Here is a 12553-nt window from a genome sequence, read left to right as displayed (position 1 = left end):
CGACCAGGCGCAGGCCGCTGTGGGTCTCCAGGTCGGCCTCGCTGGCGGCGCTGGCGCTGAGCTGGGCGTGGCGGGCGACCTCCTGCACGCTGCTGGCCATCTGGTCGATGGCGCTGGCGACCTGATCGGTCTCGCCCTGCTGCTGCACGGTCGCCTGGCTGCTGTTGTCCACCGCGGCCACCAGCTCGCTGGCCTCGCGGCTCAGCTGCCGCGCCGAATCGGCAATCCGCCCGACCACCGAGCCGGCCTCGGCCTGCAGGCTGCGCAGGGCGAAGGCAATCTGGCCGAAGCAGTCATGGCGCCCGGTGTAGAGCAGCTGGCTGAGCGGGTTGTCGGCGATCGCCCGGGCCTGCCGAGTGAGTTCGGCCAGTGGCCGCAGCTGCCAATGCAGCAGCAGCGCCAGCACGGCGGCCAGGGCCAGCGCCCCGCCCAGGGCCGGCAGCATGGGTAGGGCGCCGCTGGCGCCGAGCAGGCTGGCAAGCAGCAGCCCGGGCAGGGCGCACAGCAGGCTCAGACGCTGCGCCAGCTGCAGCCGCGGCGGGCGCAACCGGCGCGGGGCCTGGCCGGCGCGCAGCTGGGCGTACAGCCGTTCGGCGCGCTCGATCTCGCCGGCCTCGGCCCGGGTGCGCACCGACTGGTACTCCACCACCTGGCCGTTGCGCACCACCGGGGTGACATAGGCGCTGACCCAGTAGTGGTCGCCGCTCTTGCAGCGGTTCTTCACCAGGCCCATCCACGAGCGTCCGTCCTTCAGCGTGGCCCACAGCTGGGCGAAGGCCGCCGGCGGCATGTCCGGGTGACGCACGACGTTGTGGTTGTGGCCGAGCAACTCGTCCCGGCTGAATCCGCTGATGGCGACGAAGTCCGGGTTGACGTAGCTCACCGCGCCCTTGAGGTCGGTGGTGGAGAGAATATTGACCTCGGCGCCGACCTCGATGGCTCGGCCCGTGACGGGCAGGTTCAGCTTCATGGCATGGCTCTCGTGGCTAGTGGTTCGGAAGGCGTGGGGACGACGTGGCGTGGCGACTCGAGCAGGCACCAGAGGCCCTCGAAGCAGTCTTCGCCGCTGAACAGGCGCTCCAGTTCGGCCGGTGGTCGTGGTCGACTGAACCAGTAGCCCTGCGCCAGGCGACAGCCCTCGGCGCGCAGGAACTCGAGGTGTTCGATGCGCTCCACGCCCTCGGCCACCACCTGCAGGCCGAGGCTGATGCCCAGGCCGATGATGGCGCGGCTGATCACCCGCGAGTCGTTGTCCTCGGGGGCGGCGCCGATAAAGCTCTTGTCGACCTTGAGGATGTGCAGCGGGAAGCGCTTGAGGTAGCCGAGCGAGGAGTAGCCGGTGCCGAAGTCGTCCAGCGCCAGTTGGATGCCCAGGCTGGCCAGCTCGCGCAGGCAGGCCAGGGTCTGGGCGCTGTCCTCCATCAGCTGGCTCTCGGTGATTTCCAGCACCAGGCTGGCCGGCGGCAGGCCGGTCTCGCGCAGGATGTCGGCCACCCGGGCGGCGAAATCGGCCTGCAGCAGCTGGCGGCTGGACAGGTTGACCGAGCAGCGCAGCTGCTGCTGCCCGGCCAGCTGCCAGTGGCGCACCTGGATGCAGGCCTGGCGCAGCACCCAGGCGCCGACCGCGAGGATCGCCCCGGACTCCTCCAGGCAGGGAATGAACTCCAGCGGCGACACCTCCTGGCCGTCGTGTTGCCAGCGCAGCAGGGCTTCGACCGCCACCAGGTAGGGTTGCTCGCGGTCGAGCTGGCAGATCGGCTGGTAGACCAGGCTGAATTCGCCCCTGTCCAGCGCCCGGCTCAGCGCACCCTGCAGTTCCAGCTGGTGCTGGGCCTGGCTCTGCAGCTCGGCGCTGTAGCGGGCGAACTGGGCCTTGCCGGCCGCCTTGGCGCGGTACAGGGCGAGGTCGGCGGCCTGCAGCGAGTCGAGCCCGGCGTTCTCCTCGCTGAGCGCGGCGATGCCGATGCTGATGCTGACCACCAGCTGGTGGGCCTGCACCTGCAGCGGCGGCAGCAGGCTGTCGAGCATGCGTTGGGCGACCCGCTCGGCATCGGCGATATGCGCCAGGTCGTCGAGCAGAACCACGAATTCGTCGCCGCCGAAGCGGATCAGGTGGTCGCCAGGGCGCAGGCAATGACCCAGGCGCCGGGCCACTTCCACCAGCACCCGGTCGCCGATCTGGTGGCCGAGGCTGTCGTTGATCAGCTTGAAGCGATCCAGGTCGATGAACAGCAGCGCCGCCTCGCGGGCGCCCGGGCGGCGCGAGCGCTGGGCCACCTGGCGCAGCAGCTCGTCCAGGCGGGTGCGGTTGGCCAGGCCGGTGAGCGGATCGTGGCGGGCGGCATGCTGCAGTTGCTCCTGGGCGGCGCGACGTTGACTGATGTCGCTCTGCGAGCCGGCCATGCGCCGCTGCCCGGGAGCGACCTGCTCGGCCACCCCGCGTACCAGCACCCAGAGGTAGCTGCCGTCCTGGCGGCGGATGCGGTATTCGTGGTGCAGCGAGGCCGTGGCGCCCTGCAGGTGCGCCTCGATGGCCCGGCGCAGGCCACCGAGGTCGTCGGGGTGGACCCGGGCGAACCAGCCGGCGCTGCCGCTGCCGAGTTGGTCGCGGTGCAGCTCGAGCATGTCCGCCCAGCGTTCGGAGAGGTACAGCTGGTCATGGTCGATGTGCCAGTCCCAGAGGCCATCGTTGGCGCCGCGCAGGGCGCGGGCGAAGCGCGCCTCGCTGTTTTCCAGGGCCTTGCGCTGGGCGGCGCTGTAGGTGTCCAGGGCCAGGCCGATGTCGAAGAACACCGCCTTGAGCAGGCTGGCGAAGCAGGCGCTGGCCGGGTGCTCGCCGAGCAGGCCGTCGAGCATCTCCTGCAGGTACAGGCGATAGGCGCCCAGGTACCACTTGAGGTCGACGCCGATCTTCTGATGTACCCAGCCGATGCGCAGCCGGTTGAGCACGTAGTCGTGGTCGTGGGGGCCGTGCCAGAGGCGCTGGTAGTAGTCGCTCTGGCTGTGCTTGAGGCGGGTGACGGTGGCCGGATTGCCGAGCACTGCCGCCGTCGCGGGAAAGTCGCCGAGGCGCTGATACAGATGGTCGAGAAAGCGGGCGTGCGCCGGCTGCAGGGCGCGGCCATGCGAGCCCAGGCGCTTGATGTCGGCGTGGCCCCAGTCGAGAAAATCCAGGCGCTGGCAGATTTCCTCCCGATCGAGGCCTATCTGCTGGAGCAATTCTTGGAATTCTTGTTCGTTGCCCATGGCGAGTCCCTTGCGTTTTGCGGCGCAAAAAAAAGCGCCGTGGTCAGCCATTTGCAATAAATGACTGACCACGGCGCTCTGTCTTGCAGGCCCCTACGTCCTGCCCGGCAAAGCCGGTCTTCGCCGAAGCGAAACCCTACTTAAAGTAAGTTTTTACCCGATTGGCTTGGCTCCGACAAGCCTTCCAGAGCCTTTGCCAGGGTTTTGCGCAGCGCCGCCAGCTGGGCCGACTTGAACGCCTGGCGGCTGTGCTCCAGCACCTGCACCGCCTCGCTGAGCAGCGCCTGGACTTCGCCGAGCTGCTGCGGCGGCAGCTCCTGCAGCCAGCGGCACAGGGCGGCCTGGCTGCAGTCGCGGGGCTCCTCGAGCACCTCGCAGCCCGGCACCTGGCTTTCCAGCAGGCGCCTGGCGCGGCAGGTCGATTGTGCGTCGGGCAGGGTCACGAGCAGGCGGGGCTTGGGCATGGCAGTTCCGGTATGGCTAATTGCCATTAAGGCTAGCGCAAGAGCCCGGGGGATCCTTTGACCGGTGTCAGTGTCACGCGCTCGGGCGCCGGCGTAGCGCCAGCAGGCCGAGCAGCACCAGGCCGAGTAGCCCGGCGCCCAGCCAGTAGAGGCCGCTGCCACTGAGCAGGGGGCGTTCGATGCGCACATAGCCGGCCTGCTCGAACAGCAGTCGGGCGGCGCGGTTGGCCTGCTCCAGGCTGACCGCCCGCAGCCCCTCGGCCGGGTCGCTGAAGCGGCCGTCGGCATAGTCGCCGAGGGCATTCCAGTAGTAGTCGGCCAGCTCGCTGTTGCCCTGCACCGCCCAGGCCTGGCGGGCCACGGCCGCCTGCTGGAGGCGGCGGAAACTGGCCGGCTCGAGGCCGTCGCGCAGCAGGTCGCGGGCGAGCCGGTGCATGACCTGCTCGGCCCGCGCCAGGTCGCTGCGCTGGACCTCGGCATTGAGGCTGAAGAAGCTGGCGCTGGCGAACTGGCTGCGCTCGCTCCAGGGCCCGTAGGCCAGGCCGCGCTCGATGCGCAGCTGGCGATAGAGCGCCCAGTCGAGGTAATCGCGCAACAGCTCCCAGGTCTCGTGGTCGTGCTCGCCGACCCAGGGCTCGGGGAGGATCCAGTGCAGGCCGGCGTTGTCGCCGAGCAGCCCGTCGACCAACTGGCGCCGCGCCTTCGCCGGGCCCTGGGCCTCGGCCTGGGGCCGCGGCTGTGGCAGCTCGGCCGCCAGCAGGGCGCCATAGCTGCGTTCGAGGTAGGCCGGCAGACGCGGGTCGAGGTCGCCGACCACGATCAGGGTCATGTTGTTCGGCAGGTACCAGTCTTCGCGCAGGCGTTCGAGCTGGGCCAGGCTCAGATGCTCGACCTCGGCGCGCTCGGCGCAGGCCAGGCCCAGTTCCACGGCCAGCTGCTGGTGGGCTTCGCGGCTGAGGTTCTGCTGGTCGAGCAGGCGCTGCAGGTTGGAGTAGTGGCCGCCATTCTCGCGCTCGACCACGCGTTTGGCGGCGGCGAGCTTGGCCTCGTCCAGTTCGGTGTTGATCAGGCTGGCCAGCAGCAGGTCGAGCACCGCGCGCTGGTTGCTGGCCGGCGCCTCGATGACGTAGGCGGTGTCGCTGCTGCGGGTAAAGGCATTCCACTCGCCGCCGAGGGCCTGCATGCGCGCTTCGAGGCCGGCCTCGCCGCTGGCGTCGATGCCGCTGAACAGCAGGTGCTCGAGCAGGTGCGGCAGCTCGCGGTCGGCGCAGGCGAACTGCTCGGTGCCCACGCCCACCAGCAGGCGGATCGCCACATGGCCGCGCGCGGCCGTGGGCTTGAGCAGCAGCTGCAGGCCGTTCTCCAGCGGGTAGCCCTCGACCTGCAGGTAGTCGGCGGCCGAGACGGGAGCGGCGAGCAGCGCGGTGAGCAACAGACAGCGCGCGATCAGGCGGTACATGCAGGTCTTCCAGGCGGACACCGGCCCAGCATAACCGCTGCGGCTGGCGCTCGCGACGGCGCAGGGCCCCTGTCGCGGCTGCCATCATGAACTAGAGTGCAGTCCATGAGGCCTGGCGTGCCAGCTCGCCGGGCAGGCGCCTGCAACGCCGAGGCGCGTCCTGGCCACCCCTGGCGGAGGAGACAGTCGATGAATGGGCGATTACTTGCATGGATTCTCTTGGCGGCGCTGGCAGGCCCTGCCCTGAACGACGCGGCCGTTGCGGCGCCAGCGCAGATCCGCATCGGTACCGGCGGCCAGACCGGCGTCTACTACGTCGCCGGCCAGGCCATCTGCAGCTTGCTCAAGCGCGACCGGCGTCAGCACGGCATCGATTGCGAGGCGCCGGTCACGGCTGGCGGGGTGGCCAACGTCAACGGCTTGCGTCGCGCTCAGCTGGATTTCGCCCTGATGCAGGCGGACCATCAGTACCAGGCGCTCAACGGCCTGGCGCCGTTCGCCGGCGAAGGGGCGCTGGCCGACCTGCGTTCGCTGTTTTCCCTGCACAGCGAGGTCTTCACCCTGCTGGCCCGGCGCGATGCGCGAATCGCCGGCCTCGATGACCTGCCGGGCAAACGGGTCAATCTGGGCAATCGCGGTTCCGGGCAGCGCGCGACCTTCGCCGAGATCATGCGCCTTAAGGGCTGGAGCGAGGCGACGTTCGCCCTCGCCGCCGACCTCAAGCCGGCCGAGCAGGCCGTCGCCCTGGCCGACGACCGGATAGATGCGATGAGCTACTTCGTCGGCCATCCCAATGGCGCCATCCAGGAAGCCACCCTCCTCACCGATGCCGTGCTGGTGCCGGTGCGCGGTGCGGTCATCGACCAGCTGCTGGCGCAGAAACCCTATTACGGTCCGGCCGAGATTCCCGCCGGCCTGTACCGCGGCAATCCGGACGCGACGCCGTCGTTCGGCGTCAGGGCGGTGCTGGCGACCCGTGCCGGTGCCGATCCGCAGGTGGTCTACCTGCTGGTCAAGGCGGTGTTCGAGCACTTCGAGCGCTTCAAGCGCCTGCATCCGGCCTTCGCCGAGTTGCGCGAGGCGGAGATGATCAGCCGTGGCCTCAGCGCCCCGCTGCACGAGGGCGCCGCGCGCTACTACCGCGAGCGTGGCTGGCTGTAGGCGCTCAGGGCTCCAGTGCCGCCAGCAGGCTGCGCAAGCCGGCATCCAGCGCCTGCAGCTGCTGGGTGTCGAGCGGCGCGAGGATGTTGCGCTCGTTGTCCAGATGCGCCGCCACGGCGCGATCGATCAGCTCCAGCCCGGCCGGGGTCAGTTGCACCAGCAGGCTGCGCGCATCTGCTTGGCTCGGTTGGCGGGTGATCCAGCCGCTGGCCTCCAGGCTCTTCAGGCGGTGGGTCATGGTGCCCGAGGTGACCATCAGGGTGGAGAACAGGGCGGTAGGCGCCAGGCAGTAGGGCGCCCCCGTGCGGCGCAGGGTGGCCAGCACGTCGAAGGCCCAGGCACTCAGGCCGAAGGCCGCGAAGGTTTCCTCCAGGCGTCGTCCGAGCAGGGCGGAACAACGTTTGAGGCGACCGATGCTGGCCATCGGGCTCAGGTCCAAATCCGGGCGTTCCCTGCGCCACTGGTCGAGGATGGCATCCACTGCATCCGGGCGATGATCGCTGTGCATCACTGAACCTCAGTTGTCTTGAATTCAAGATTAATTCGTGTCAGGCTGGAATTATATCTTGAATTGAAGGTAATTGCATGAGCACTCGGCCCGTCCTCGTCGCCTGGCGCGACGCCCTGATGACCGCCCTGGCGCCAGCCATCTGGGGTTCGACCTACATAGTCACCACCGAACTGCTGCCCGCGGATCGGCCGTTCACCGCCGCTTTGCTGCGTACCTTGCCCGCCGGGTTGTTGCTGGTGCTCTACAGCCGGCATCTGCCGCAGCGGCGCGAATGGGCCCGCCTGGCCGTGCTGGCCATGCTCAACATCGGGTTTTTCCAGGCGCTGCTGTTCGTCGCCGCCTACCGGTTGCCCGGCGGCCTGGCCGCGGTGGTCGGGGCGATCCAGCCGTTGCTGGTGATGGGCCTGGTGTGGCTGCTCGACCGGCATCCGCCCGGCCACCTGGCCATCAGCGCCAGCCTGCTCGGGGTCGCCGGCATGGCGGCCCTGCTGCTGTCGCCGGGGACTGTCTGGGACCCGACGGGAATCCTCGCCGCCTTCGTCGGCACCGCCTGCATGGCGGCCGGCACTTACCTGGCGCGGCGCTGGCGCCCGGCCGTGCCGCTGCTGGCCTTTACCGGCTGGCAGCTGCTGGTGGGCGGGCTGCTGCTGGCGCCAGTGGCCTGGCTGGTCGACCCGCCGTTGCCGCCGCTGAATGCCACGCACCTGCTCGGCTACGCCTACCTGTCGCTGTTCGGCGCCCTGCTCGCCTACGTCCTGTGGTTTCGCGGCATCGCTCGCCTGTCGCCGGTGGCGGTGTCCTCGCTGGGATTGCTCAGCCCGTCGATGGCGGTGGTGCTGGGCTGGGCCCTGCTCGGCCAGCGCCTGAGCGGCCTGGCGCTGCTGGGCCTGGTCGGCGTGCTCGGCAGCATCCTGGCGGTGCAGTGGGCGGCGAGCGCCGCGCCGACCGCGCCCAGGGGCCAGGCCGCCGTGAGCTGAAGCCATACCCCTTTCCCACCCTCGCCACAGGAGAATGGCATGTCCCAGAGCATCAAGCAGTTGATCGAAGCGCGCGTCTCGACCGGTCGCTACGCCGCCGAACGCGAGCTGTCAGAGCAGCAGGTCACCGAACTGGTGCGCCTGGCTACCCGTGCGCCATCGGCCTACAACCTGCAGAACTGGACGTTCGTCGCGGTGCGCTCCGCCGCCGCCAAGGCGCGCCTGCAGGCATTGGCCTACGGGCAATCGCAGGTGGTCGATGCGCCGGTCACCTTTATCATCTGCGGCACCCTGGGGGCCTATGAGGGGCTGGCCCGGGCGCTGCAACCGGCGCTGCAGCGCGGCATCCTCGAGCCGGCGCTGGTCGATGGCTGGGTCGCCGCCGCCACCGACGCGCACCGCGGCAACCCGCAACTGCAGCGCGACGAGGCGCTGCGCTCGGCCTCTCTGGCAGCCATGACCCTGATGCTGGCAGCGCAGGGCATGGGCCTGGCGAGCGGGGCCATGAGCGGTTTCGATGCCGCCGGGGTGGCGCGCGAGTTTGGCCTGGGCGCCAACGAATTGCCGGTGATGCTGGTCACTGCCGGCTATCCGGCTGCCGGCAACTGGCCGCAGAAGCCGCGCAAGCCGCTGACCGAGGTGCTCCGTTTCGCCTGAATGGCAGTGCTCAGTGGCTGGCACCCTGCGGCGGGTGGACGCGGGCGAGAATCGCCCGGCTGTCCACCGGCTCGTCGTCGAACGGCAGCGCCTGCAGCGCCTGCGACGTCAGCCGCAGCTGTTTGATATAGCGGCTGCAGTGGGGGCATTTGCGCACGTGCAGGAGCACCGCCAGGCGCGTGCGCCGGCTCAACCGGCGGTCGATGAAGTCCGAGCCCAACTCAGCCATCTGTTCGCAGGTCAGCATTGGCCCACCTCCTCAAAGTGCTCGAGCATGGCATGGATGCGTTGGCGACCGCGGTGCAGCAGCACCCGGACATTGCCCTCGGCCAGCTTCAGGGTCTTGGCGATCTCGCCGAACTCCAGCCCGCCCAGCTCGCGCATGAGCAGCACCGACTGCTGGTCGCGCGGCAGCTTGTGCACATGCCGGCGCAGGCAGCGCGCCAGCTCGGCCTTGCTCAGCAGCGCCTCCGGCGAGTCGCAGTCCCATTGGTTGGGCGGGAGGTTCCAGGCCCCGATGCTGGTGAACCTTGCCGCCAGTGGCGAGCCGTTGTCACCGCCGCCACCGTCCAGCGACAGCTCGCGCCGGTACTTGCGCCTCAGCGCCTGGGCCTCATTCAGGGCGATACGGGCCAGCCAGGTACGCAGCCTGGATTTGCCCTGAAACTTGCCGATGGCGGCAAAGGCCTTGATCCAGGTTTCCTGGGCCACGTCATTGGCCAGGTCGTTGCCGATCAGCGGGGTCGCCATGGCGATCAGGAAACTGTGATGAGCACGGATGGCGGCCTCCAGGGCCGCCGGGTCGCCGCGTTGCATGCCGAGCACCAATTCCTGCTCGTTCATCAATACCTCCTCGGCTGGGTGATGTCAGCGCCGCAGACTCGGGGGCGTCAAAGCTTGGAAGGCGCATAGCGCCTTTTGTTACGCCGCCGGTCCGAAGCGCGCTCACTCGCCAGTTACCTCCTCTGCTTTGAGGGCGCCGGTCTCGCCGGACTCCAGCACCACGTAGGCGCTGCTGCAGAACAGCGAGTTGAGGCGCTTCATGTCGCTGATCAGTTCCAGGTGCAGGGCGCTGGTCTCGATGCTCTGCACCACCTGACGGTGCAGGCGGCCGACATGGGCATGGGCCAGGCGCCGCTCGCGGGCGCGGAAGCGACGCTTTTCGTGCAGCAGCTGGCGGGCACTGGCGGCGTCGCCGGACAGGAACACGTTGAGGCCCAGGCGCAGGTTGGCCATCAGTTGCCCGTGCAGCTCGGCCAGCTCCTCCAGGCCGCTGTCGGAGAAGGCGTGACGCTGGGCGGTCTTCTCGTCCTGCACCTTGCCGAGCATGCGCTCGATGATGTCGCCGGCCTGTTCCAGATTGACCGCCCATTCGAGGATCTCCGCCCAGCGCCGGCTGTCGCGCTCGCTGAGCACGTCGCGCGGCACCTGGGCCAGGTACAGCTTGACCGCGTTGTACAGGGCGTCGACATCGTCATCCAGGCGCCGCAGCTCCTTGCTCAGGGCCGGCTGGTTGCTGCGCAGCACCTCCAGCAGGTGACGCAGCATGGTTTCGATCAGGTCGCCGATGCGCAGGGTCTCGCGCACCGCGTTGGACAGCGCCAGGCTCGGCGTGTCCAGAGCGGTGCGGTCGAGGTGGCGCGGGCGGGCCACGCCATTGTCCTCGGGGCGATCGGGCAGCAGCCAGTTGCAGAAGCGCGCCATCGGCCCGACGCTGGGCAGCATCAGCAGGCAGCGCAGGCTGTTGTAGAGCAGGTGGAAGCCGATCACCAGTTCGCTCGGGCGCCAGTTCAGGCTGTCCAGCCAGTCCACCAGCGGGCTCAGCAGCGGCATCACCAGCAGCAGGCCGATCAGCTTGTAGAGCAGGCTGCCGAGGGCGACCCGGCGCCCGGCCGGGGTCTGCAGGCTGGAGGTGAGAAAGGCCAGCAGACCGCTGCCGATGTTGGCGCCGATCACCAGGCCGATGGCCACCGGCAGGCTGATCAGGCCGGCGCCGGCCAGGGTGGCGGTGAGCAGCACGGCGGCCAGGCTGGAGTAGGAGATCAGGGCGAAGAGCGCGCCGATCAGGGCATCGAGCAGCAGATCGCCGGTCAGCGAGGCGAACAGCACCTTGATCCCGTGGGCCTCGGTGATCGGCGTGGCGGCGGCGACTATCAGCTCCAGCGCCAGCAGCATCAGGCCCAGGCCGATGCCCACGCGGCCGAGCTGGCCGGCACGGCTCTGTCGGCGCGAGAGGAAGAAGATCACCCCGATAAAGATCAGCAGCGGCGACAGCCAGCTCAGGTCGAAGGTCAGCACCCGCGCCATCAGCGCGGTGCCGACGTCGGCGCCGAGCATGATCGCCAGGGCCGGGGTCAGCGCCATCAGGCCCTGGCCGACGAAGGAGGTGACCAGCAGCGCGGTGGCGTTGCTGCTTTGCACCAGGGCGGTCACGCCGATCCCGGCGGCGAAGGCCAGCGGCCGCTTGCTGACGTTGTGGCTGAGCACCTTGCGCAGGTTGGAGCCATACACCCGCAGGATGCCGGTGCGTACTATATGGGTGCCCCAGATCAGCAGGGCGACGGCCGAGAGCAGGTTGAGCAGGGTCAGCATCGTGCATCTCCCTGACAGAGGCGCCCAGGCGCGGGCAACAAGCGGAGTTGGAGCAGGTTGCCCGCGGCGCCGGGCCCGGGTCATTTTTTGGCGGCCCGCGATCGAGTGGTTTTTATCGGGCCTGTCTTAAGCTGTAGTCGCCGATTGGCGTTAGCGCCAGCCTTCCAGGCGCTCGGCGGCAGAGCGGCGGGGCAGGCATGGTGAGCACTGCACCGGGCCGTTCGCCGCGTATGGTCCGGGCGCTGCGCAGGCCAGCCGACGGGCTGATGAGGCGCCGGCCCGATCGCGCTCGCCGCGCTCAGCCGTCGCGCAGCACCTTGATGTCGCCGTCGTCGTGGCCGAAGCCGCGCTCGAGTTTGACCTTGAGGCTTAGGTCGGTGCGCGAGTCGGCGAACTTGAGCGCCTCGGCGAGGGCGATCCGGCCGCCCTCGAGCAGCTGGAACAGGTGCTGGTCGAAGGTCTGCAGGCCCTGCTCCAGGGCGCGCGCGGTGGCCTCGCGCAGGTCGCTCAGCTGGTCGCGCTGGATCAGGTCGCGGATGTAGGGGGTGGCCAGCATCAGTTCTACCGCCGCCACTCGTTTCTGCGCCAGGCCGGGTACCAGGCGCTGGCCGATCACCGCCAGGAGGTTCTGCGCCAGGTCGGCCAGCACCTGGTGGCGCGCCTGCTCGGGAAAGAAGCGGGCGATGCGCTCGATGGCATGGCTGCTGCTGGTGGCGTGCAGGGTGGCCAGGCACAGGTGGCCGGTCTCGGCATAGTGCAGGGCGTGCTGCATGGTCGCCGCATCGCGGATCTCGCCGAGCATGATCACATCCGGCGCCTCGCGCAGCACGTTGCGCAGGGCGTCGGCGAAGCTGTGGGTGTCCAGGCCCACCTCGCGCTGGTCGATGATCGACTTCTGGTGTTTGTGGAGGAACTCGATGGGGTCCTCGATGCAGACGATATGGCCGCTCCTGTGGCGGTTGCGAAAATCCAGCATGGCCGCCAGGGTGGTCGACTTGCCCGAACCGGCCGCACCGACCATGAGGATCAGGCCGCGATCCTGCAGGCTCAGCTTCTCCAGCAGCTTGGGCAGGCCGAGGGTCTGGAAGTCCGGGATATGGCTCTTGATCAGGCGCACCACCATGGCCACCTCGCCGCGCTGGTAGTAGACGTTGACCCGAAAGCGCCCGGCGTTCTGCACGCTCACCGCCAGGTTCATCTCCAGGTCGCGCTCGAACTCCATGATCTGCTTCTGGCTCATCAGCTGGTAGGCCTGGCGTTGCACCTCGCCGGCCTTCAGCGCGCGCTCGCCGAGCGGCTGGCTGCGGCCTTCGAGCTTGATGTGCGGCGGCGCGCCGACGCTGAAGAACAGGTCCGAGCCGCCGCGCTGGTAGAGCGCCTGCAGGTAGGGGAATACATCCAGCGGGTCGTCGTGGGTCGTGTCGTTCATCGGGCCTCCTGGCGTTGTGCCGCATCAGTCTAGCGGGCGGCGCCGCGCACGCCTTGA

General features: G+C 69.2%; 11 protein-coding genes and 1 pseudogene. 3 read left to right on the top strand and 9 right to left on the bottom strand.

Translation table 11 applies throughout. The features are described 5' to 3' along the window. Nucleotides 1-262: 262 nt before the first annotated feature. The 4 genes and pseudogenes from AB5S05_RS22080 to AB5S05_RS00350 all read right to left on the bottom strand — a co-directional run. Nucleotides 263-970 (bottom strand): annotated as a pseudogene (locus AB5S05_RS22080) (PAS domain-containing protein); the annotation flags it as partial. Further along, nucleotides 967-3246: a putative bifunctional diguanylate cyclase/phosphodiesterase gene (locus AB5S05_RS00360; protein ID WP_369285411.1), complete on the bottom strand. Its 2280-nt coding sequence runs from the start codon at nt 3244-3246 to the stop codon at nt 967-969. The gene AB5S05_RS00360 and the pseudogene AB5S05_RS22080, both read right to left, overlap by 4 nt. 140 nt (nt 3247-3386) lie before the next feature. Further along, nucleotides 3387-3710 carry a hypothetical protein gene (locus AB5S05_RS00355; RefSeq protein WP_369285410.1) on the bottom strand — a complete coding sequence of 108 codons (324 nt, stop codon included), beginning with the start codon at nt 3708-3710 and terminating at the stop codon, nt 3387-3389. 73 nt (nt 3711-3783) lie between these two features. Continuing rightward, nucleotides 3784-5169 (bottom strand): M16 family metallopeptidase, encoded by a 1386-nt coding sequence (locus AB5S05_RS00350; RefSeq protein WP_369285409.1) that lies wholly within the window; start codon nt 5167-5169, stop codon nt 3784-3786. A gap of 189 nt (nt 5170-5358) precedes the next feature. Here AB5S05_RS00350 and AB5S05_RS00345 point away from each other — a divergent pair, with 189 nt between their 5' ends. Further along, nucleotides 5359-6330 (top strand): TAXI family TRAP transporter solute-binding subunit, encoded by a 972-nt coding sequence (locus tag AB5S05_RS00345; RefSeq protein ID WP_369285408.1) that lies wholly within the window; start codon nt 5359-5361, stop codon nt 6328-6330. Between the two features lie 4 nt (nt 6331-6334). Here AB5S05_RS00345 and AB5S05_RS00340 read toward each other — a convergent pair whose 3' ends face one another. Then, a complete protein-coding gene (locus tag AB5S05_RS00340; protein WP_369285407.1) occupies nt 6335-6838 on the bottom strand; it encodes a MarR family winged helix-turn-helix transcriptional regulator in 504 nt (167 codons plus the stop codon). A gap of 77 nt (nt 6839-6915) precedes the next feature. Here AB5S05_RS00340 and AB5S05_RS00335 point away from each other — a divergent pair, with 77 nt between their 5' ends. Beyond that, the gene (locus AB5S05_RS00335; RefSeq protein WP_369285406.1) at nt 6916-7818 is read left to right on the top strand and encodes an EamA family transporter; all 903 of its coding nucleotides are present in this window, start codon (nt 6916-6918) and stop codon (nt 7816-7818) included. A 39-nt stretch (nt 7819-7857) separates the two neighbouring features. Next, nucleotides 7858-8475, top strand: coding sequence for a nitroreductase family protein (locus AB5S05_RS00330; RefSeq protein ID WP_369285405.1), 618 nt, complete (start codon nt 7858-7860; stop codon nt 8473-8475). Between the two features lie 10 nt (nt 8476-8485). Here AB5S05_RS00330 and AB5S05_RS00325 read toward each other — a convergent pair whose 3' ends face one another. From AB5S05_RS00325 to AB5S05_RS00310, 4 genes are all read right to left on the bottom strand, one after another. Beyond that, nucleotides 8486-8722 carry an anti-sigma factor family protein gene (locus AB5S05_RS00325; RefSeq protein ID WP_369285404.1) on the bottom strand — a complete coding sequence of 79 codons (237 nt, stop codon included), beginning with the start codon at nt 8720-8722 and terminating at the stop codon, nt 8486-8488. Beyond that, complete coding sequence (locus tag AB5S05_RS00320) at nt 8716-9318, bottom strand: RNA polymerase sigma factor (RefSeq protein ID WP_369285403.1); 603 nt, start codon at nt 9316-9318, stop codon at nt 8716-8718. Before AB5S05_RS00320 ends, AB5S05_RS00325 begins: the two co-directional genes overlap by 7 nt. A gap of 102 nt (nt 9319-9420) precedes the next feature. Beyond that, entirely contained in the window at nt 9421-11067 is a 1647-nt protein-coding gene (locus AB5S05_RS00315) for a Na/Pi cotransporter family protein (RefSeq protein WP_369285402.1), read from the bottom strand. A 298-nt stretch (nt 11068-11365) separates the two neighbouring features. After that, entirely contained in the window at nt 11366-12496 is a 1131-nt protein-coding gene (locus tag AB5S05_RS00310; protein ID WP_369285401.1) for a PilT/PilU family type 4a pilus ATPase, read from the bottom strand. Nucleotides 12497-12553: the final 57 nt, after the last annotated feature.

It is taken from the genome of Pseudomonas zhanjiangensis (assembly GCF_041027545.1).
In the GTDB taxonomy this organism is placed as follows: domain Bacteria; phylum Pseudomonadota; class Gammaproteobacteria; order Pseudomonadales; family Pseudomonadaceae; genus Aquipseudomonas; species Aquipseudomonas zhanjiangensis.
Note: the sequence above shows the minus strand (reverse complement) of the source record. Positions and strands in the feature narration are given on the sequence as shown.

Excerpts from the sequence above, each read along its gene's own strand:
- AB5S05_RS00360 (WP_369285411.1), bottom strand. The coding sequence starts at position 3,246 with ATGGGCAACGAACAAGAATTCCAAGAATTGCTCCAGCAGATAGGCCTC.
- AB5S05_RS00355 (WP_369285410.1), bottom strand. The coding sequence starts at position 3,710 with ATGCCCAAGCCCCGCCTGCTCGTGACCCTGCCCGACGCACAATCGACC.
- AB5S05_RS00350 (WP_369285409.1), bottom strand. The coding sequence starts at position 5,169 with ATGTACCGCCTGATCGCGCGCTGTCTGTTGCTCACCGCGCTGCTCGCC.
- AB5S05_RS00345 (WP_369285408.1), top strand. The coding sequence starts at position 5,359 with ATGAATGGGCGATTACTTGCATGGATTCTCTTGGCGGCGCTGGCAGGC.
- AB5S05_RS00340 (WP_369285407.1), bottom strand. The coding sequence starts at position 6,838 with ATGCACAGCGATCATCGCCCGGATGCAGTGGATGCCATCCTCGACCAG.
- AB5S05_RS00335 (WP_369285406.1), top strand. The coding sequence starts at position 6,916 with ATGAGCACTCGGCCCGTCCTCGTCGCCTGGCGCGACGCCCTGATGACC.
- AB5S05_RS00330 (WP_369285405.1), top strand. The coding sequence starts at position 7,858 with ATGTCCCAGAGCATCAAGCAGTTGATCGAAGCGCGCGTCTCGACCGGT.
- AB5S05_RS00325 (WP_369285404.1), bottom strand. The coding sequence starts at position 8,722 with ATGCTGACCTGCGAACAGATGGCTGAGTTGGGCTCGGACTTCATCGAC.
- AB5S05_RS00320 (WP_369285403.1), bottom strand. The coding sequence starts at position 9,318 with ATGAACGAGCAGGAATTGGTGCTCGGCATGCAACGCGGCGACCCGGCG.
- AB5S05_RS00315 (WP_369285402.1), bottom strand. The coding sequence starts at position 11,067 with ATGCTGACCCTGCTCAACCTGCTCTCGGCCGTCGCCCTGCTGATCTGG.
- AB5S05_RS00310 (WP_369285401.1), bottom strand. The coding sequence starts at position 12,496 with ATGAACGACACGACCCACGACGACCCGCTGGATGTATTCCCCTACCTG.